The sequence below is a fragment of the Rhodococcus ruitaii genome, from assembly GCF_055230935.1.
This window is the reverse complement of the sequence record NZ_JBUYWC010000008.1, coordinates 269038-289365: the sequence shown is the minus strand read 5'-3', so window position 1 is coordinate 289365 and position 20328 is coordinate 269038. Positions and strand designations below refer to the sequence as shown.

The following is a 20328-nucleotide window of genomic DNA, read 5'->3' as shown; positions in this document are numbered from 1 at the left end:
CCGTCCGATCGACCGCGGTGTGACATTCTGGCATCCGTGATCGACCGAGGAGGACGTACGAGTCGCACGCCGCACAGCCCGGCCGTGCGATCACAGGACTCGCCGCAATCACAGGACTCCCGCCTTCGTAGTGCAGGATCCAGGCAGCCGCTCCGGGCGCAGTGGGATCCGGTCGGAGGCGACCGTCGTTCGCCGCGCCGACCGCGACCGACTCGGGATGCGCGCAAGCAGAGCAGGCTCGGGCGTTTCGTCGCACGATACGGGTGGCGTGCCTACGCAGTGCCTGTGCTGGCTGCAGTGACCGTGTTCGTGTCGTGGGACGCAGTGCGGGGCGACGCGACGGGTGCGCTGGCTGACGATGACGGCACGACAGCTGTCGCTGGCGACGCCGTTGCGGAGGCACCCATCGCCGACGGAAGCTTCCCCGCCGATCTTGCGTCCGGGGTGCTGCCGGACGGGGGATTCTTCACCGAGCGGGGTGTCGGTACCTGGCGGGTGCTTCCCGGAAGTACCGAGCAGGTCGGCTTCGGCGAGCAACGGGTGTTCACCTACACGGTCGAGATCGAGGACGGTGTCGACACCACCGCATACGGTGGGGACACCGCATTCGCCACGATGGTCGACCGGACTCTCGCCGACCCCAGGAGTTGGACCGCAGATCGAGCCTTCGCGTTCCGGCGAGTCGACGACGAAGCCCCCGACTTCAGGGTCTCGCTCACCTCGCAGATGACGATCCGGCAGTTCTGCGGGTTCGAGATCGAACTCGAAGGATCGTGCTTCAATCCCGGCGTCGAACGCGTCTTCGTGAACGAGCCACGGTGGGTTCGGGGGGCGGTGGCGTTCAACGGCGACATCGGTTCCTACCGCCAGTACCTGGTCAACCACGAGGTCGGGCACGCCGTGGGCTATGCCGAGCACGAAGGATGCACCACCGACGACGGCCTCGCGCCGATCATGATGCAACAGAGTTACGGCACTGCGAACGACGATATCGCCCGACTCGATCCCGACGGGATCGTCCCCGCAGACGGCAAGGTCTGCAGCTACAACCCGTGGCCGTTTCCTCGCGGAGGATGATCGCCTCGCCCCGCCGAGCGTGACCTCTTCGGAAGGCGGTCGTCGACGGTGGGACAATCGGCGGCGTACCCGCAGAGGAGTGGATCGTGACCGAACTGTCGTCGGTGGAACCGACTCTTGCCGTGCCGCTGGAACCGACTCTTGCCGTGCCGCTGGAACCGACTCTTGCCGTGCCGCTGGAACCGGGTCTTGCGCTGCCGCCGCTGGTGGAACCCGCAGGTGAGCTGACCCGCGAGGAGATCGCGCGGTACAGCCGGCATCTGATCATCCCGAATGTCGGGGTCACGGGCCAGAAGCGGCTCAAGAACGCCAGGGTGCTGTTCATCGGGGCAGGCGGTCTCGGATCGCCCGCCCTGCTGTATCTTGCCGCTGCCGGTATCGGCACGATCGGCATCGTCGAGGACGACCACGTCGAATCCTCGAACCTGCAACGGCAGATCATTCACGGGCAGGCGGACATTGCGCGTTCGAAGGCGGAGAGCGCGCGGGACAGCATCCGTGCCGTCAACGACAACATCACGGTGCGTCTGCATCAGGAGCGACTCGATTCGAGCAACGCCGTGGCGCTGTTCGACCAGTACGACCTGATCTTGGATGGTACCGACAACTTCGCGACCCGCTATCTCGTCAACGACGCCGCAATCCTCGCCCGGAAGCCGTACGTGTGGGGGTCGATCTTCCGGTTCGAGGGCCAGATCTCCGTGTTCTGGGAGGACGCTCCGAACGGTCGGGGGCTCAACTACCGCGATCTCTATCCCGAGGCTCCGCCGCCCGGGATGGTGCCCTCGTGTGCAGAAGGCGGCGTGCTCGGTGTCCTTCCGGGCACGGTTGGCACGATCATGGCCACCGAAGCGCTCAAGCTGATCACCGGGATCGGCGACCCGTTGCTGGGCCGCCTGATGATCTACGACGCACTCGCCATGACTTTCCGCACGGTCACGCTGCGACGCGACCCGGGGCGAATGCCGGTGACCGAGCTCGTCGACTACGACGAGTTCTGCGGGATCGTGCCGGAGAGTGCGGTCGCCGCGGGCGCGGATGCGACGATCACGGCGACCGAGCTGCGGACGATGATCGATTCCGGTCGCGATCTCGCCCTGATCGACGTTCGTGAGCCGGTGGAGTGGGACATCGTCCACATCGACGGTGCACGACTCGTTCCGAAGGGCCGGATTCTGTCCGGCGATGCGCTGGCGGAGTTGCCGCAGAACACACCGCTCGTGCTGTACTGCAAGACGGGGGTCCGGTCGGCCGAGGCCCTGGCCGCAGTCAAACGAGCCGGGTTCGCCGACGCGACCCATCTGCAAGGCGGTGTTGTGGCCTGGGCGCAGCAGGTGGACACATCCCTGCCGTTGTACTGATACTGGTGGAACACTGATATTGGTGGAGCGCGGCAGAGGGAGCGGGTCGCGCGTCTGCGAGGTGGATGCAAGATCTCGGGGTGGATCGGTGCCAACTTGTGACCTGAGTGCCGGGGTGCCGTCCCTGTTGTTTCGCACACCGGCGGTACCGTTGGCCGCGTGAGTTCGCTCGAACCCCCGCAACATGTGTGCTCCACGTTCGGTCTCCGCGACGTCCAGCCGGTCCCGCTGGGGGCGGACTGGGACGGTGGCCACCGATGTGGAGATGTGGTCCTGTCCAGGGTGGCCGACCATGCGCGTGCGGCATGGTCGGCGAAAGTCCGGGAGACCCTCACGGTGGATGGGGTCCGGCTGGCCCGGCCGGTCCGGGCGACCGACGGACGATATGTGGTGTCCGGCTGGCGTGCGGACACCTACATTGTCGGCACCTCCGAACCTCGTCACGACGAAGTGGTGTCCCTGTCGCTGCGGCTGCACGCCGCTACCTCGCAGCTCGAGCGTCCCCGATTCCTGATGCAGCCTCCTGTCGCGCCGTGGGCGGACGTGGACGTCTTCGTCGCTGCGGACCGGGCCGCGTGGGAAACGGTGCCGTTGCGTTCGGCTCGCGCTGCCGGTGCGCCCGAAACGGTCACCCCCGACGGACGTAAGAGCCTCGACCTGATCGCGCAGCTCGCCACGTTCCGCAAGCCGGTGCATCTTCCCGACCAGCTCGTCCATGGCGACCTGTTCGGCACGGTGCTGTTCGCCGGCCGAGCCGCTCCGGGGCTGACCGACATCACTCCGTACTGGCGACCGGCGTCGTGGGCTGCAGCGGTGGCCGTCGTCGACGCTCTGTCGTGGGGCGGCGCCGACGATGCATTGATCGGCAGGTGGGAGGACTTGCCGGAATGGCCGCAGATGCTCCTGCGTGCGGCGATGTTCCGGCTGGCGGTGCATGCATTGCACCCGCGGTCCACGGAGGAAGCGTTTCCGGGTCTCGCGCACACCACAGACCTCGTGCGTCTGCTCCTCTGATTCTGCTCTGCCGTCCCCGGGACGGCCTCACACCGGACGCCGGAGTTCGGTGAGGAACTCTTGACGTTCCAGTCATCGCAGGCAGCACCGCGGCAACACCCGTTCCATACCTTGGGTTCATCAGAAACCTGAGAGGGGTGGCCGGCGTGAGTGTTGTACTCGAAAAAGAGCCGCTGCGAAGCAAATTCGCGCGCAAGCACTACATCGACAAATGGGACGCCGAGGATGTCGACGCGTGGGAGGCGGGCGGCAAGGACGTTGCCAAGCGCAACCTGATCTGGTCGGTGATCGCCGAACACGTGGGCTTCTCGGTGTGGTCGATCTGGTCGGTGATGGTGCTGTTCATGCCCACCGAGATCTACGGCATCGACGCTGCCGGCAAATTCTTCCTCGTCGCGGTACCCACCCTCGTCGGTTCGATCCTGCGCATCCCGTACACAGTCGCGACCGCGAAGTTCGGCGGGCGCAATTGGACGATCTTCAGCGCGCTGGTCCTGCTCGTCCCAACCGTGGCAACGCTGTACCTGATGCTGAACCCGGGTCATTCCTACACCACGTTCATGCTGGTCGCGGCCCTCGCGGGTGTCGGCGGCGGCAACTTCGCATCGTCGATGACGAACATCAACGCGTTCTATCCCCAGCGACTCAAGGGGTGGGCCCTGGGCTTGAACGCGGGCGGCGGCAACATCGGTGTGCCCGTGATCCAGCTGATCGGCCTGCTGGTCATCGCGACCGTCGGGAACACCGAACCGTGGATCGTCTGCGCGATCTACCTGGTCCTCTGCTCGGGAGCGGCCCTCGGCGCAGCCCTGTTCATGGACAACCTCGGTGACCAGCGCGCCGATCTCCGGGCGATGGGCGAGAGCTTGAAGTTCAGCGAATCCTGGGTCATCTCCTTCCTCTACATCGGTACTTTCGGTTCGTTCATCGGGTTCAGTTTCGCCTTCGGTCAAGTGATGCAGATCAATTTCCTCGCCGGTGGTGACACCCCCGCGCAGGCCGCCCTCCACGCCGCGCAGATCGCCTTCATCGGCCCCCTGCTCGGCTCGGTGGCGCGTCCCCTCGGCGGCAAACTCGCCGACCGCATCGGTGGGGGACGGATCACCGTCTGGACGTTCGTCGCCATGGCGTTGGCTGCCGGTGTCCTCATCGTCGCGGGCACTCTCGACGACGCCACCGAAGGTGCCGCATCCGGTGGGATCATGGCCGCGTTCGTCCTAGGATTCGTCGCGCTGTTCCTGCTGTCCGGTCTCGGCAACGGCTCGGTCTACAAGATGATCCCGTCGATCTTCGAAGCGAAGGCACAGGGTTTCGAGCATCTCGATCGGGCCGGAAAGGCAGCCTGGTCGCGCAGCATGTCCGGTGCACTCATCGGCTTCGCCGGTGCCATCGGCGGTCTGGGTGGGGTCGGTATCAACCTGGTGCTCCGCGCCTCCTATTCCGGTGAAGCACAGTCCGCGACGATGGCCTTCTGGGTCTTCGGTGCCTTCTACCTGGCCTGCATCGTCGTGACCTGGGCGGTATTCCTGCGGGTCCCGCGGCAGAACGCGGAAATCGAGCCGGCCCCGGCCCCCTGACCTGCACCACCAGCACCTGCACCACCTGCACGAAGAGAAAGCGAAGAACCATGAGCCGCAAGAACGTACTCGTCGCCGGTCACGGCATGGTCGGACACCGTTTCGTCGAGGCACTGCGCGCCCGCGACGATCAGGACGCTTGGTCGGTCACGGTGCTGTGCGAGGAGACGGACCCGGCCTACGACCGTGTCGGCCTGTCCTCGTATGTCGGCTCGTGGGACCGCAAGGAACTCGCCCTCGCCGGCAACGACTACCGCGGTGACGACCTCGTCGATCTTCGGATCGGGGCCCGTGCCGCGTCGATCGACCGGTCGGCGCGCACGGTAACCACCGGCGATGGTGACGTTCTGCCCTACGATGCGCTCGTCCTCGCGACCGGTTCGTTCGCGTTCGTGCCGCCGGTCCCCGGCCACGACCTGCCCGGATGTTTCGTCTACCGCACGCTCGACGACCTCGACGGCATTCGCGACGCCGCAGCACGGACCGTCGCCGAGGCCCAGACGACCGGGCGCAGCGCGGACGGCATCGTGGTCGGAGGTGGCCTGCTCGGCCTCGAGGCCGCGAACGCCCTGCGTGGCATGGGTCTGACCGCACACATCGTCGAGTACAACGACCGGCTCATGCCCGCCCAGGTCGATGAGGGCGGCGGCAAGGTTCTGGACCGGCTCGTCACGGGCATCGGTCTGGTCACGCACACCGGGGTCGCCACCGAGAAGATCGAACCGGGCTCCTCAGGTCTGCAGGTGTCACTGTCCGACGGCAGCGTCATCGACGCAGGGCTGGTCGTGTTCTCGGCGGGTGTGCGCCCCCGAGACGAACTCGCACGGGAGGCCGGACTCGACCTCGCCGGCCGAGGCGGCGTGCTCACGGACCTCTCGTGCCGTAGCACCAACGACGAGGCCGTCTACGCGATCGGTGAGGTCGCCGCAGTCGACGGAGTCTGCTACGGACTCGTCGCGCCCGGCTACAGCACCGCCGAAGTCGTCGCCGATCGGCTGCTCGGCGGTGACGCCGAGTTCCCCGGTGCCGACATGTCGACCAAACTCAAGCTCCTCGGGGTCGACGTTGCGAGCTTCGGTGACGCACACGCACGAACCCCCGGCGCACTCGAGGTGGTGCTGTCGGACTCTGCCAAAGGCACGTATGCGAAGCTCGTCGTCTCGGATGACGCCAGAGTCCTGCTCGGCGGCATCCTGGTCGGAGATGCCTCGGCGTACGGTTCGCTCCGGCCCCTGGTGGGTCGTGAACTGCCCGGTGACCCGGCCTCGCTGATCTCACCCGCGGGCGAGAAGCCCGGAGCCGGAGCATTGCCCGACGACGCCGAAGTGTGCTCGTGCAACGGCGTCACCAAGGGGGCGATCTGCGGGGCGATCGCCGAGGGCGCATGTGATATCGCGCAGATCAAGGCATGCACCACCGCCGGCACCACCTGCGGGGGCTGTCTCCCCACCGTCAAGCAACTGCTTGCGTCGTCGGGGGTCGAGATGTCCAAGGCGCTGTGCGAGCACTTCGGCCAGTCTCGCGCCGAGCTGTTCCAAATCGTGCAGGCCACCGGAATCCGCACGTTCTCGGCGTTGATCGAGCGGCACGGTACCGGCCGCGGCTGCGACATCTGCAAGCCGGTGGTCGCCTCGATCCTGGCGTCGACGGACTCCGACCACATCCTGCACCGCAGCCAGGCGGGGCTGCAGGACACCAACGACCATTTCCTCGCGAACATCCAGAAGAACGGGACGTACTCGGTGGTGCCGCGGATGCCCGGTGGTGAATGCACCGCCGAGCAGCTCATCGTCATCGGCGAGGTGGCGCGTGACTTCGGGCTCTACGTGAAGATGACCGGCGGACAGCGCGTCGACCTGTTCGGTGCCCGTGTCGAGCAGTTGCCGCAGATCTGGAAGCGATTGGTCGACGCAGGGATGGAATCCGGCCAGGCCTACGGAAAGTCGCTGCGGACCGTCAAGAGCTGTGTCGGTTCGACCTGGTGCCGCTACGGTGTGCAGGACTCGGTGGGCATGGCCGTCGATCTCGAGAACCGCTACCGGGGATTGAGGTCTCCGCACAAGCTCAAGTTCGGTGTGTCCGGGTGCGCGCGCGAATGTGCCGAGGCCCGGGGTAAGGACGTCGGCATCATCGCCACCGACGGCGGCTGGAACCTCTACGTGTGCGGCAACGGCGGTCAGTCGCCCACGCATGCGCAGTTGCTCGCCGGCGGGCTCGACGACGAGACCCTCGTCAAGTACATCGACCGATTCCTCATGTTCTACGTGCGGACCGCCGATCGGCTCCAGCGCACCGCGCCGTGGCTCGACGCACTCGACGGCGGGCTCGATCACCTGAAGTCCGTCGTCTGCGAGGACAGCCTCGGCATCGGCGACGAACTCGAGGCATCGATGGCCAAGCATGTCGCCGGGTACAAGGACGAGTGGGCCGGCGTGCTCGAAGACCCGGAGAAACTGGCGCGCTTCGTCTCGTTCGTCAACGCTCCCGACGAGTCCGATCCCACCGTGCAGTTCGACGACTCCGGCGCACGCAAGGTGCCTGTTCTGATGGGTATGCCCGGGGTGAGGACCGGGGAAGCGGAATGAGACGTGATTACCCGGTGGGAACCGCCGGGTAACGCCGTCGAAACACCGCAGGATCAGAATTTCGGGTAACAAGTCTCGAGGAGGACCCATGACCGTCATCGCGATGCCGACAGCGGAGACCACGACACGCAGAAGCGTGCTGAACGGCCGGCTGGAGTGGACATCGGCCTGCCCCCTGAGCCACCTCATCCCGGGCAGAGGAGTGGCCGTGTTGCTGCGAGGCGGAGAACAGGTGGCCCTGTTTCTGCTCGACGACGGCACCTTGCGTGCGGTCGGCAACATCGACCCGATCGGCCGCGCTGCCGTGATGTCGAGGGGGCTCGTCGGTGACCGTGCCGGTGAACCGACCGTCGCATCGCCGCTGCTCAAGCAGGTCTACTCGCTGAACGACGGTCGCTGTCTCGATGATCCCACCGCGAGCCTGCCGGTGTACGACGTCCGCGTGTGGGCGGGGGTCGTGCAGGTCCACAGCCCGCTCCGCGGTCGCGGCGGCGTCGAGGCCGTGGATACCGGCGTCGTTTCGTGAGCTCCGAGAACACGCCACTGCGCGGGTTCACCATCGGAGTGACGGCGTCGCGGCGCGCGGACGAGTTCGCGACGCTGCTCACCCGGCGCGGCGCCGAGGTCGTCCATGCCCCTGCGATCCGGATCATCCCGCTCTCCGACGACGCGGAACTCGAGCACGCCACGCGCGCCATCGTCGCTACTCCGCCGGACGTGACCATCGCTACCACTGCGATCGGCTTCCGCGGGTGGGTCGGCGCGGCGGATGGATGGGGGCTCGCGGACGATCTGTCGCGGGCGCTGAGCGCGAGCCGCATCCTTGCGCGCGGACCGAAGGTGACGGGGGCGATCAGGGCTGCGGAACTGCGGGAAGAATGGTCGCCGGAGTCCGAGTCTTCGAGCGAGGTTCTGGAGCACCTTCTTGCGGAAGGTGTTGCGGGAAAGCGGATCGCTGTGCAACTCCACGGGGAACGGACCGAATGGGAACCCGGTGAAGACCTGTGCGACGTGCTGCGGGCCGCCGGAGCCGATGTCGTATCGGTTCCGGTGTACCGCTGGACGCCGCCCGAGGATTCGACGTCACTGGACCGGATGATCGAACAGATCAGCGACCGCGCACTCGATGCTGTCACCTACACCAGCGCACCGGCGGTCGCCTCGATGCTGATGCGGGCCAAGGCAACGGGGATGCTCGAACCGATGTTGGAGGGGTTGCGCACCGGAGTCACCGCGGCATGTGTGGGTCCGGTGACCGCCACACCGTTCGCCGAACTCGACGTGCCCGTGACGATGCCGACACGGGCGAGGCTCGGATCGCTTGCACGTCATATCGCGGAGGATCTACCCCGGCGGGCCGTTCGTATCAGCATCGGCGCGCACGTGCTCGGGCTGCGGGGTCGGTGCGTCGTCGTCGACGACGATGTGCGCTGCCTCGCTCCTGCGGGCATGGCACTGATCCGCGCTCTGGCGGCGAAGCCCGGAAACGTGGTCTCCAGGGAAGAACTGCTGACGGCCCTGCCCGGAGGTGGTGGTGACACCCACGCCGTCGAGACTGCGGTGGCACGGCTGCGTTCGGCGCTCGGTGTGCCGACGCTCGTGCAGACCGTCGTCAAACGTGGATACCGGCTGGCCGTGGAGTTGGAGGAACTGTGAACGAGGCTGACCCGGCGCTGCTCCTCGTCGCCCACGGCACCCGGAATCCCCGGGGAGTCGAGATGATCGCCCAACTCGCGGGTGAGGTGTCGCGCACCGCGGGGCCGACTCGTGTGGCGTTCGTCGACGTCCTCGGACCATCACCCGCGGAAGTGCTACGTGACAGTGACCGCCCGACCGTGCTCGTCCCGGCCTTTCTCGCGTCGGGTTATCACGTGCACACCGACGTACCCCGGGAGGTGGCCGACAGCGGTCACCGCGATGTCGTGGTGACCGATGCTCTGGGGCCGGATCCGGTGCTGGCGCGCGTGCTGGTGTCGCGCTTGCGGGACGCAGGATGGCGACCCGGCGACGCGGTGGTACTCGCGGCGGCGGGATCATCCGACCCGCGGGCACTGTGCGACGTCAGGTCCGCCGCGCGGATGCTGGCGTCGCTGACTCGGACCACGGTCAGGATCGGATACGTCGCGACCGGACGTCCCCGGGTGGTCGACGTGGTGAACACCCTGCGGGCGCAGGGAGACCGCAGGGTGTTCATCGCGTCGTACCTGCTCGCCGAGGGGCTGTTCCACAGCAGGCTGTTCGAGTGCGGCGCCGACGGTGTCGCTGCGCCACTCGGGGTGACGGACTCGATCGTCGAGCTGGTCGCACGGCGCTACCGGACGGCCATCACCAGCTCGTCCCGCTCGAACTCGTCCTGCTCGAACTCAGCAAGCGTGTACACCGCTCGGCGGTTGTCAGCGGGGTAGGAGCACGAGCTCGACCACGTCGTCGTCGGCGGCATTCGGCGGCACCAGGGCGATGGCGGAACGGCCGATGAGGCCGGCCAGGTGGGACGTTCGAATCGTGTTGTCGCATACCCACTTGCCGCCTTCCAGCTGTCGCGCCGGGAGGAATCGGGTGACGTCCCCCGCAACCTCCGCCGCGTTCGCCAGTGGCGCCGTCAGGGGCGTCGCCGACGTGCGGAGGGTGCGCCCGTCGACGATCGCGGGCAACATCACCAGTAGAGTCGCCAGTGCCGCAACGGGATTGCCGGGAAGGCCGAGCACCGCTCGACCGTCCGGAAGGATAGCCGCCACCTGGGATCCCCCCGGCTTGCAACGCACTCGTTCGACGACCATCGAGGCTCCCGCCCGGTCGAGTGCACCGCGCAGCTGATCCGCCGCCCCGCGTCCGGTCGCGCCGACGATCACGATCGCGTCGGAACCGGTGGTCGTGCGCAGCAGAACGTCGAATGCGTCGGCCGTGTCGCGCAGATGCCCGTCGCCGGCCACCTCCGCGCCGCACCACGACACGAACCGCGGAAGAATCGGGCCGAGTGAATCGCGGGTCTGTCCCTCGCACAGCGGCCCGCTGCGACGGATCTCGTCGCCGGTGAGCGCCAGGTGGACCCGCACAGGGCCTCGTACGTCGACGTGCGACACCTCGCCGCTCGCTGCCGTCGAGACGACTGCCGGCGTCACAGCCGATCCTGCTTCCGCCAGGACATGACCGGGTTCCCACTCCTCGCCGATGTCGCGGAAGTCGTCACGTACCGGCGTGTCCGTGATTCGTGTGACGATCCCGTCCTCGACGACGACGTACTCGTCGCGCACCACCGACGTCGCACCCGAGGGCAGATGCGCGCCCGTAGCGATACGGGCGGCCTCCCCGGGATCCAGCACGAATTCACCTGCCGCCCCCGCGTACCGGACCTCCGTCCGCAGAGTCCACGGGCTGTCCCCGGACACTGCGTACCCGTCCATGGCGGACGTCGCGGCCGGCGGCAGCGGCGCCGCGGCAATGAGTGGTGACGCGAGCGTGACTCCGAAGGCCTCGCCGGGCGCAACACTGCGAATCGGCAACGGACGCTGAGCATCCCGAAGAAGCCTTCGCGCTTCGTTCGGGTCCACCGGGGTGCCCGTGGCTACCCGGGCTCGACGCAGGTCATCGGGTGTGTCGCAGTCCTCGGCGCCGGGCACGGCCACGGTGACGTAATGCTCAGGCAGGAGCGCCTTCATCGGCCGGCCGGACGGATCGGGTCCGAGCACCGACAGACGCGTGGCCAGGGCGCGTCCACGCCATGCTGCAAGCAGGAACTGCAGGTTCCCGTCGTTGTCGACAGCAAAGGCCGCGTCCGCGTCGGGCGCGGCGTCGAGCGCGCCGACCAGAACGGCGATCGACTCGGCGGTGACGAACGGGAGATCGGCCGCGAGGATCACGACGATCTCCGCGGTGGGGTCGGCGGAGGCCAACGCGGCGACGGGCCCGCCGCCCGCCGGAGACTCCCGAGTCTGGACGACGGTGGGATCGAGATCATTGCGGTGCGGCCCCACGAGCGTGATGCGGGGAAAACCTTCCACCGCGGCGAGCGCGGCGTCGAGCATCGATCGACCCCCGACCACGAGTGCGGGCTTGTCGACGCCACCCATCCGGGTGGCGCGCCCGCCCGCGACGATGACAGCCTCGGACCCGGACACAGAGTCGGACAGCATGGACATGCACTCATGCTGCCCGACACCGTCCGAGGATGTGCGCGCGCCGTCAGAAAGTGTGACGCGCACGGCGCATATCGACCCGATCGCCGGTGATCGGTGTGCCCTCGAGCGCGAGCCTGGACAACTGACGACGGGCGAGATGGGGGGCCGGTGTGCCGGACGCCGGGACCACGCGGTGCCACGGCAGATCGGAACTGTCGGTCCGCATGATCCACCCGACGGTGCGAGGACTGGACAGCCCCGCCGCGTCGGCGAGGTCGCCGTAGGTCGCCACGGACCCCGCGGGAATCGACGCGACGAGCGCGCGTACGTGCTCGATCTGGGCGTCCGTGGTGACCACGCCTACACCACCTTCCTGACCAGTGCTGCCGTGCTCGCCGGCATCGCCTGGTCGATCATGTGGTCGCAGTCGAGTCCGAGCATCGTCAGGTGCGAACCGAGCCGCTCCGCCAGTGCCGCGAGGAACTCGTCCGACGTGTACGCGGGACGGACCCTGTCGGCACGTGCGAGGACCGTGGGGATATGGGCGGGCGGCAGCACGAACTCGCGTGCGAGCTCGCCCCACGACGCCACCAGGGCCGGCACGCAGTAGCGCCAATTCACTCGGCCGGAGTCGAGCGCGACCAGATGCTCTGAGATCTCCGCGTCGAGAAGTTCGGGAGCCACCTCACCCCAGTCGCCGTGCACTTTTTCCGACCGGGCCTCGGCCTCATCCGTGTAGTCGGGAAAGCGCACCGTCAGCTCCGCGACCTCGAGGAGCCGGCCCGGCGGCAGTGCAATCGCAGGATCGAGCAGGACGAGCGCGCGGACCCGGTCGGGTGCTGCGGCGGCGAGGTGCAGTGCCAATGCGCCACCGAACGAATGGCCCACCACCGTGACGGCCGTGCGAGCGTACGAGTCGAGGACACCCAGCAGATCGTGAACGTGGGATTCGAAACTCCACGGCGGCTCCCACGGCGACCGGCCGTGACCCCGTAGATCCGGGGCGATCACGCGGAGGTCCGGGAGGTGCCGGTCTGCCAGGTTCTGCCAGCGTCTGCCGTGGCCGGTCAGGCCGTGCAAAGCCAGCACAGGCGGACCAGCGGCGGGTCCGAACAGGTGGGTGTGGAGGGGCGATGCGGAAGCGCTCACCTCGTTCACTATGGCACCCGGGTGACTCCGCGGGCGACAGAGGTGGTGCGCGTGCCTGTCGGACCCTTCTGGTGGGATATCGGTATGACCGACGCCGAACTCCGCACGGGGCCGCGGGGCGCTTCCGAGCGGCCGCGCCGCCCCGCCGCGCGGCTCGTCCGGCGGCCGGAAGACACGTCCCCGACCCGCGAGTGGACACAGGACGTCCAGCAGGTCTTCGCCGACGCTCCGCCCGCGCCACAGTGGCGTCCGTGGCAGGTCCTCGGCGGTCCAGGCACCGGGAAAACCTCCCTGCTGGTGGACCTCGCAGTGCATCGCATCGCCTCCGGGGCTCAACCCGACTCGGTGCTCGTACTCACCCACTCCAGGCGTGCGGCCACCGCGGTGCGCGAGGCGATCACCGCGGGTCTCCTGAGGGCAGGTGCGGCGACCGCCTCTCGCGCCACCCGCGAGCCACTCGTCCGCACGGTGCACTCCTACGCGTTCGCCGTGCTGCGTCTGCAGGCGTCCGCGCACGGGAATCCTCCGCCGCGGTTGATCACGGGTGCCGAGCAGGATGCGGTTCTGCGTGAGCTGTTGCGCGGCGACGTCGACGACGGCGCGACGATGTGGCCGGAGCGTCTCCGTCCCGCACTCGGCATGACCGGTTTCGCTGTGGAACTGCGCGATCTGATGTTGCGGGCCAACGAGCGCGGTCTGGGTCCCGAAGACCTCATCGAGCTCGGTGAGCGCCGTGAGCGCCCCGAATGGGTCGCCGCGGGGGTGTTCGCGCAGCGGTACGAGCAGGTGATGCTCCTGCGGGGCGCGGTGGGGCTCGAAGCCCCCGAAGCCACCGCTCCGGCGCTCGACGCTGCAGAACTGGTCGGTGCAGCACTCGCGGCGTTCGCGACCGACCCCGCGCTGTTGGCGGGGGAGCGCACTCGCATCCGGCATCTTCTCGTCGACGACGCTCAGCATCTCGATCCGCAGGCCGCGCACCTCGTGCGGGTCATCGGAACGGGTACACGGACGAGCACGGTCGTGGGCGACCCCGACCAGAGCGTGTTCACCTTCCGAGGAGCCGACCCGGAATTCCTCACCGGGCTCGCCGAGCACGATCCGCAGCGTCGCATCATTCTGGGCACCGCTTTCCGCGCAGCAGCGGAGATCGCGTCCGTCACAGATGCCATCGCCGGCCGTCTCCCCGGTCTTCCGCCGCACCGCGGCGCCTCGGTGCCCGAGCCGCCCGGCGCCGATGACACCGGGCAGGTACGCGTGGCGGTGATGTCGTCGCAGGCGAAAGAAGCCGCCGTCGTCGCCGATACCTTGCGCCGCGCCCGTCTTGTCGACGAGGTGCCGTGGTCGAAGATGGCCGTGATCGTCCGATCGGTTCCGCGGGTGCTCGCGCCACTTCGCCGGGCACTTCTCGCAGCCGGTGTGCCGATGACCACGGCCGCGTCCGAATTACCTCTGGCCCGGCAGCACAGCGTCGCCGGGATGCTCCTGGTGCTGCGGGCGGTGTCCGAACGCCGGTTCGGTCCCGAGGAAGCGCTCGCGTTGTTGTCGGGTCCGGTCGGGGGCGCCGAACCGGTCGCGCTGCGTCGACTACGGCGCGGACTGCGCCGGATCGAACTCGCCTCCGACGGCGACCGCGACTCGGCCGAACTCCTCAGGGCGTTGCTCGTCGAAGACTCCGCTGAATCCGACCGGATGACGCGAGGCCTGACCGACGTGGAGGCAGCGCCACTGAAACGGGTGCGGTCGGTGGTGGCCAAGGCTCGATCGGCGTTGCTGCGGGGCGGTGGTCTCGAGGACGTGTTGTGGGCTGCATGGCAGGCGACCGGCCTGGAACGACGCTGGGTGGCGGCTTCCGCGCGTGGCGGTCCGGTCGGTGCGCAAGCCGACCGCGACCTCGACGCGGTCGTGGCGTTGTTCGACGCGGCCGCCGATTACGTCGATCGGCTTCCACGCGCCCAGGTCTCCGGATTCGTCGATTATCTCACCGAACAGGAGATCCCGGGCACGGTGCGCAGCCGCGCCGCGGCCGAATCCGAGGCCGTCACCATCCTGAGCGCGCACTCTGCGGCGGGCCGGGAATGGGATGTCGTCGTGGTTGCCGGCGTGCAGGAAGGGCTGTGGCCGAGCCTGCGCGCGCGGGGCACCTTGCTCGGCATCGAAGCACTCATCGACGCGGTGTCCGGGGCCGACGGAGGCGACAGCAGCACCACCCGCCTTTCGCGTACAGCGCCGTTGCTTGCCGACGAGCGGCGGCTGTTCCTCGTCGCCTGTAGCCGCGCCCGAATGCACCTGCTCGTCACCGCAGTCGACTCGGTCGGCGGCGACACCGAACTCGTGCGATCACGGTTCGTCGACGAACTCCTCGGATCCGACGACGAGAACGGTTCCGAGGAGCCGGTCGTGCCCGACGAGGTGCGCACGCGTGTACTGGCCCTGCCCGCACTCGTCGCGGAGCTACGTTCCGTCGTCTGCGACCAGGTGCTCGCCGAGCACGAACCCGACCGGGTGCATCGTGCCGCCGTACAACTCGCGCGGCTCGCCCGCGCAGGAGTGCAGGGTGCTCACCCCGACAAGTGGTACGGCACAGCGGATCCGAGCACAGCGCTGCCGCTGTGGGAACCGGACGACGACGTAGTACGCCTGTCCCCGTCCACCGTCGACCAACTCGTCACCTGCCCGCTGCGCTGGATGTTCGAGCGACACGGCGGATCCGATGGCGAGAACTCGCACGCAGTGACAGGCACGCTCGTACACACCCTCGTCCAGGCGCTCGCGGGGCGCATTCCCCCGGACCGGATCGACCAGGCGCTCGAGAATGCCTGGAGTTCGGTTGAGCTCGGTTCCGACTGGTACGCGCGACGCGAACTCGAACGTACGCGCAGAATGCTCGACACCTTCTCGACGTGGCTTCAGGGCACTCGCAGCGAACTCCAAGAAGTGGGCGTCGAGGTCACCGTCGACGGAATGATCGAACCCCGTGAGGCCGGTGCACCCCGAATACGGTTGCGCGGCCGCATCGACCGGCTCGAGCGCGACCCCGACGGGCGCCCCGTGGTGGTCGACGTCAAGACCGCGAAGAATCCCGTGTCGAAGGACGCCGCGCGCGATCACGCACAGTTGGCGACCTATCAGGTGGCCGTCGCCGAAGGTGCCGTTGAAGGGGAACCCGCCGCGGCGCCCGGCGGTGCGCGGTTGGTGTTCGTCGCCAAGCCGCACAACAAGGAAGGGGCAACCCAACGGGTGCAGCCACCGCTCGACGAGGCCGGGCTCGAGCACTGGCGTGAGGTTGTCCACGAGGCGGCAGCCGCAACTCGCGGACCGCACTTCCTCGCTCAGGTCAACGATGGATGCCGGCACTGCCCGGTCCACTCGAGTTGCCCCGCGCACGATGAAGGCAGGCAGGTGACCGGATGAACCGGGCCAGGGTGAGCGCGGAGCACCTCGCCGAGGCACTCGGCCAACCGTCCCCGACCACAGAACAGGCCGCCGTCATCGAGGCATCGATGGGGCCGCTCCTCGTCGTGGCCGGGGCCGGGGCCGGCAAGACCGAAACCATGGCCGCCCGGGTGGTGTGGCTCGTCGCGAACGGCTTCGTGGAGCCGGAACAGGTGCTCGGCCTGACCTTCACCCGCAAGGCCGCGCAGCAGTTGACCACCAGGATCCGTCGGCGGCTCGCGAAGCTCGCCGGGTCGCCGCTGATCCGCGATCTCGACCCCACCGGCGGCCTGCGCAGCCGTATCCTGGGCAGCGAACCCGAGGTGGGAACGTACCACGCGTACGCGGGACGACTCCTGGGCGAGCACGGGCTGCTGCTGCCGATCGAACCGTCCGCGGCGTTGCTGTCCGAAACCGAGCTGTGGCAGATCGCGTACCGCGTGGTCAGCGCGTGGGACGGCGATCTCGACACCGATCGGAATCCCGCGTCGGTCACCGAGTCCGTCCTCGCGCTGTCCGGTCAGCTCGCCGAGCATCTCGTCGATCCAGAGCAGCTGACCGAAGCACATACCGAGCTCGACAAGCTGATCCACACGTTGCCGGGTGGGCCGGGGCAACGCGGTGGGCCGTCGAAGACACTCCTCGGTTACCTCGAGACCCAGGATGCTCGTGTGCAACTGCTCCCTTTGGTGCAGCGACTCGCCGAAACTCTGCGCCGTGAAGGCGCACTCGACTTCGGTAGTCAGATGTCCCTCGCGGCACGTGTTGCCCGAGATCATCCGGAGGTCGGGGAAGGCGAACGTGCGCGGTTCAGGGTGGTCCTGCTCGATGAGTACCAGGACACCGGGCATGCTCAGCGGGTTCTGCTGTCTGCATTGTTCGGTGCCGGCCAGGACGGTGGTCTCGCCGTCACCGCCGTGGGTGATCCCATGCAGTCGATCTACGGCTGGCGTGGCGCCTCGGCAGCGAATCTTCCGCGTTTCGCGACCGACTTCAGGCTTCCCGACAGCGCACCCGCGCCGAAACTCGAACTCCTGACCAGCTGGCGTAATCCACCGGAGGCACTCGAGCTCGCCAATGTGTCGTCCGAACCGCTGCGCGAACGCGGTGTCTCCGTGAGCAGGCTGAGGCCACGCCCCGATGCGGCCCCCGGCGACGTACGGATCGCGCTGCACACCGATGTCGACGCCGAGCGCAGGTGGGTGGCCGAGCTGATCGCCGCTGAGTACGCGGCCGCGCGCGCCGAGGGCGCACCGCCGCCCACCGCGGCGGTTCTGGTGCGCCGCAACGCCGACGCTGCACCGATCGCCGAGGCGCTCCGTGCCCGCGGGCTGCCGGTCGAGGTGGTCGGCCTCGGTGGCCTTCTGCACACGCCCGAGGTCGCCGACGTTCTCGCGATGCTGCGTCTCGCCGCCGACCCGATGGCCGGGAGTGCCGCCGTGCGGGTCCTGACCGGCGCCAGGTGGCAGCTCGGCGCCGCCGACCTGCGTGCTCTGTGGCGGAGAGCGCAAGAACTGGCGATCACCGCCCGGCACGGCGTCACCGGCGCAGTCACGGATCCCGATGCGCTCGACGACGCCCTCGATTCGGCCTTGCCCGGTGAGTACGCGGATCAAGCCGGGCTTGCCGATGCGATCTCCGATCCCGGCCGGCCGGAGCAGTATTCGAAGTTCGGATTCGCACGGATCACGGCCCTTGCCCGCGAACTCGCGTCGTTGCGCGAACGGCTGGGGCAGCCACTGACCGAACTCGTGGCCGAAGTCGAACGTGTCCTCGGCATCGGTATCGAGGCGCAGGCCAGGGTCGGCAGCCGCAGCGGGGTGGCCGGCCGCCAGCACCTCGATGCGTTCGCCGATGTCGTTGCGTCCTTTGCCGGTCGCGGCCACGCGACATTACCCGGCCTGCTCGCCTACCTGTCGGCAGCCGAGGAGATCGAACAGGGGCTCACACCGGGGGAGGTCGAGGTGGACCCGGAACGAGTGCAGATCCTGACGGTGCACTCGGCGAAGGGCCTCGAATGGCAGGTTGTGGCCGTCCCGCACCTGAGTGCCGGAATCTTCCCGTCAACCACCGGAATATCGACGTGGCTCGGCGCGCTCGCCGAACTCCCGCCGGGGCTCCGCGGCGATCGTGCACAGCCGGGAGACGAACCGGGCGGGAGCACCGACGGTGTGCCCGTGCTCGATCTCGCCGACCTGTCCGATCGCAAGATGCTCGAGAACGCGATCAATGCCCACAAAGACGCCCTCAAACGGCGTAAGCACGACGAGGACCGGAGACTGTTCTACGTTGCGTTGACCAGAACCGAGCGGGCGCTGTACGTGTCGGGACACCACTGGGCCGATACCGGGTCGGAGCCCAAGGGGCCGTCGGAGTTCCTCACGGAATTGCATGCGGTGCTGACCGCACACCCGGAACTCGGTGCGATCGAGCGGTGGGACCCCGCACCCGAGCCGGATACCGCCAATCCGATGACCGAGACACCGCGCAGCGCCGTGTGGCCGCGAGACCCCCTCGGGTCGCGCCGTGGCGAGGTCGAACGCGGTGCAGCGCTGGTCCTCGACGCGGTGGCGGCCGGTGAACCCGAGCAGCTCGACGGTCCCGACGACCCCGATGAGTGGGCGGCAGACGTCGATGCCCTCCTCGCGGAGCGAGAACAACGCGCTGAACTCGGGGCCGAAGTGGTGCTGCCCGCGCAGCTGTCGGTCAGCCAGCTCGTGGACCTCGCCGCGGATCCCGACGCCCTCGCATCACGTCTGCGCCGCCCCCTGCCGTTCCGGCCCAACCCGCTCGCGCGACGCGGTACGGCGTTCCACGCGTGGCTCGAACGCCGTTTCGGTGCGACGCGGTTGCTCGATCTCGACGAACTGCCCGGCGCCGACGACGAAGACGGTGACGAATCCGACTTCGACAGGTTGCAGGAATCTTTCCTGCGGTCGTCGTGGGCTACACGCAACCCGATCGAGGTCGAGGTGCCATTCGAAACCTTCTTGGCCGGTACCGTGATCCGTGGCCGGATCGACGCTGTCTTCGAGGATCCGGACGGCGGTTGGACAGTGATCGACTGGAAGACCGGCGCCGAACCCGACGCCGACAAGCTCGCGTCGGTGGGGATGCAACTCGCTGCGTACAGGTTGGCGTGGGCGAGGTTGATGGCGACCCGTACGGCGCGGATCACCGGGCGACCCGCCGATCTTCCGCTCGACAAGGTCCGTGCGGCATTCCACTATGTGAGGACGGGCAGAACCGTGGCGCCCGACGACCTACCGGGCGCCGATTTCCTCGAACGGCTCGTGCAGTCGGCGGGCGCCGAGAACGGGAGGCGATGATGTCGACATTCGTATTGTTGCCGGGCGCGGGATCCGATTCGTGGTATTGGCACCGAGTGGTGCCGTTGCTCGAGCAGCGCGGACACACGGCGCTGCCGGTCGACCTTCCGTACGGCGACGATCAGGCGGACCAGCGCGTCTACGCCGACATCGTGGTCGCCGCGGTCCGAGGCGCCGAGCGACCGCTGATCGTCGTGGGGCAGTCGATGTCGGCGTTCACCGCGGTCCTCGTCGCCGAGCGTGTTCCCGTCGACGAACTGATCCTGGTAGCGCCGATGATCCCCGCACCAGGCGAATCACCCGGGCTGTGGTGGGGCAATGTCGGGCATGAGGACGCCAAGCGCACCGGGGACCTTCTCGACGGACGCGATCCCGATGCGGCACCCGACCCTCTGGAGTTGTTCTTCCACGATGTGCCCGCGGAGTTGCGCGACGAGGCATTCGCGCGTGATGAGAGTCGGTTGTCGGATACGGCCTTCGAACCGCAGTGGGCTGCGGTGAAGTGGCCCGACGTGCCGGTGCGGGTCATCGCCGGCCGCAACGACCGGCTGTTCCCGCTCCCGTTCCTCACGCGGTTGGCGAACGACAGGCTCGGTGTCGAGCCGGAGACGGTCGAGAGCGGTCATCTGCCTGCGCTTGTATGCCCGTCGGAGCTCACCGAACTCCTGCTGGCACGCCGGTAGGAGGAC

The 20328-nt window shown here is 68.2% G+C and carries 14 protein-coding genes; 11 read left to right on the top strand and 3 right to left on the bottom strand.

The window, feature by feature from the left end; all coding sequences use genetic code 11:
• The first annotated feature begins 36 nt into the window (after positions 1–36).
• From ACZI8W_RS12745 to ACZI8W_RS12710, 8 genes are all read left to right on the top strand, one after another.
• Complete coding sequence (locus ACZI8W_RS12745; RefSeq protein ID WP_463368846.1) at positions 37–1077, top strand: DUF3152 domain-containing protein; 1041 nt, start codon at positions 37–39, stop codon at positions 1075–1077.
• 176 nt (positions 1078–1253) lie between these two features.
• Positions 1254–2438: an adenylyltransferase/sulfurtransferase MoeZ gene (gene moeZ / locus ACZI8W_RS12740; RefSeq protein ID WP_463368881.1), complete on the top strand. Its 1185-nt coding sequence runs from the start codon at positions 1254–1256 to the stop codon at positions 2436–2438.
• A gap of 159 nt (positions 2439–2597) precedes the next feature.
• Positions 2598–3452 carry a TIGR02569 family protein gene (locus ACZI8W_RS12735; RefSeq protein WP_463368845.1) on the top strand — a complete coding sequence of 285 codons (855 nt, stop codon included), beginning with the start codon at positions 2598–2600 and terminating at the stop codon, positions 3450–3452.
• A gap of 146 nt (positions 3453–3598) precedes the next feature.
• Complete coding sequence (locus tag ACZI8W_RS12730; protein WP_463368844.1) at positions 3599–5029, top strand: nitrate/nitrite transporter; 1431 nt, start codon at positions 3599–3601, stop codon at positions 5027–5029.
• A 50-nt stretch (positions 5030–5079) separates the two neighbouring features.
• Positions 5080–7614, top strand: a complete 2535-nt coding sequence (gene nirB, locus ACZI8W_RS12725) for a nitrite reductase large subunit NirB (protein WP_463368843.1) — start codon at positions 5080–5082, stop codon at positions 7612–7614.
• An 88-nt stretch (positions 7615–7702) separates the two neighbouring features.
• Positions 7703–8140, top strand: a complete 438-nt coding sequence (gene nirD, locus ACZI8W_RS12720) for a nitrite reductase small subunit NirD (RefSeq protein WP_463368842.1) — start codon at positions 7703–7705, stop codon at positions 8138–8140.
• Positions 8137–9270, top strand: coding sequence for a uroporphyrinogen-III synthase (locus ACZI8W_RS12715; protein WP_463368841.1), 1134 nt, complete (start codon positions 8137–8139; stop codon positions 9268–9270). The genes nirD and ACZI8W_RS12715 overlap by 4 nt, the downstream gene beginning before the upstream one ends.
• On the top strand, positions 9267–10019 hold the full coding sequence (locus ACZI8W_RS12710) for a sirohydrochlorin chelatase (protein WP_463368840.1): 753 nt from the start codon (positions 9267–9269) through the stop codon (positions 10017–10019). The genes ACZI8W_RS12715 and ACZI8W_RS12710 overlap by 4 nt, the downstream gene beginning before the upstream one ends.
• On the opposite strand, the gene ACZI8W_RS12705 is transcribed toward ACZI8W_RS12710, so the two are convergent.
• The 3 genes from ACZI8W_RS12705 to ACZI8W_RS12695 are packed head-to-tail and all read right to left on the bottom strand — an operon-like array spanning position 10008 to position 12878.
• Positions 10008–11750 carry an NTP transferase domain-containing protein gene (locus tag ACZI8W_RS12705; protein ID WP_463368839.1) on the bottom strand — a complete coding sequence of 581 codons (1743 nt, stop codon included), beginning with the start codon at positions 11748–11750 and terminating at the stop codon, positions 10008–10010. The genes ACZI8W_RS12710 and ACZI8W_RS12705 overlap by 12 nt on opposite strands.
• Before the next feature lie 43 nt (positions 11751–11793).
• Complete coding sequence (locus ACZI8W_RS12700) at positions 11794–12087, bottom strand: MGMT family protein (protein ID WP_463368838.1); 294 nt, start codon at positions 12085–12087, stop codon at positions 11794–11796.
• A gap of 2 nt (positions 12088–12089) precedes the next feature.
• Positions 12090–12878, bottom strand: coding sequence for an alpha/beta fold hydrolase (locus tag ACZI8W_RS12695; protein ID WP_463368837.1), 789 nt, complete (start codon positions 12876–12878; stop codon positions 12090–12092).
• An 84-nt stretch (positions 12879–12962) separates the two neighbouring features.
• Between ACZI8W_RS12695 and ACZI8W_RS12690 the strand changes: the two genes are divergently transcribed.
• Genes ACZI8W_RS12690 through ACZI8W_RS12680 form a run of 3 tightly spaced genes read left to right on the top strand, consistent with a single transcriptional unit; the run spans position 12963 to position 20322 of the window.
• On the top strand, positions 12963–16289 hold the full coding sequence (locus ACZI8W_RS12690; protein WP_463368880.1) for an ATP-dependent helicase: 3327 nt from the start codon (positions 12963–12965) through the stop codon (positions 16287–16289).
• Positions 16286–19639: an ATP-dependent helicase gene (locus ACZI8W_RS12685; RefSeq protein ID WP_463368836.1), complete on the top strand. Its 3354-nt coding sequence runs from the start codon at positions 16286–16288 to the stop codon at positions 19637–19639. Before ACZI8W_RS12690 ends, ACZI8W_RS12685 begins: the two co-directional genes overlap by 4 nt.
• A complete protein-coding gene (locus tag ACZI8W_RS12680) occupies positions 19636–20322 on the top strand; it encodes an alpha/beta fold hydrolase (protein WP_463368835.1) in 687 nt (228 codons plus the stop codon). The genes ACZI8W_RS12685 and ACZI8W_RS12680 overlap by 4 nt, the downstream gene beginning before the upstream one ends.
• The last annotated feature ends 6 nt before the right edge of the window (positions 20323–20328 follow it).

Bases quoted from the DNA above. Each gene is read 5' to 3' on its own strand.
- ACZI8W_RS12690 (WP_463368880.1), top strand. From the start codon at position 12,963: ATGACCGACGCCGAACTCCGCACGGGGCCGCGGGGCGCTTCCGAGCGG.
- nirD (WP_463368842.1), top strand. From the start codon at position 7,703: ATGACCGTCATCGCGATGCCGACAGCGGAGACCACGACACGCAGAAGC.
- nirB (WP_463368843.1), top strand. From the start codon at position 5,080: ATGAGCCGCAAGAACGTACTCGTCGCCGGTCACGGCATGGTCGGACAC.
- ACZI8W_RS12705 (WP_463368839.1), bottom strand. From the start codon at position 11,750: ATGTCCATGCTGTCCGACTCTGTGTCCGGGTCCGAGGCTGTCATCGTC.
- ACZI8W_RS12685 (WP_463368836.1), top strand. From the start codon at position 16,286: ATGAACCGGGCCAGGGTGAGCGCGGAGCACCTCGCCGAGGCACTCGGC.
- ACZI8W_RS12680 (WP_463368835.1), top strand. From the start codon at position 19,636: ATGATGTCGACATTCGTATTGTTGCCGGGCGCGGGATCCGATTCGTGG.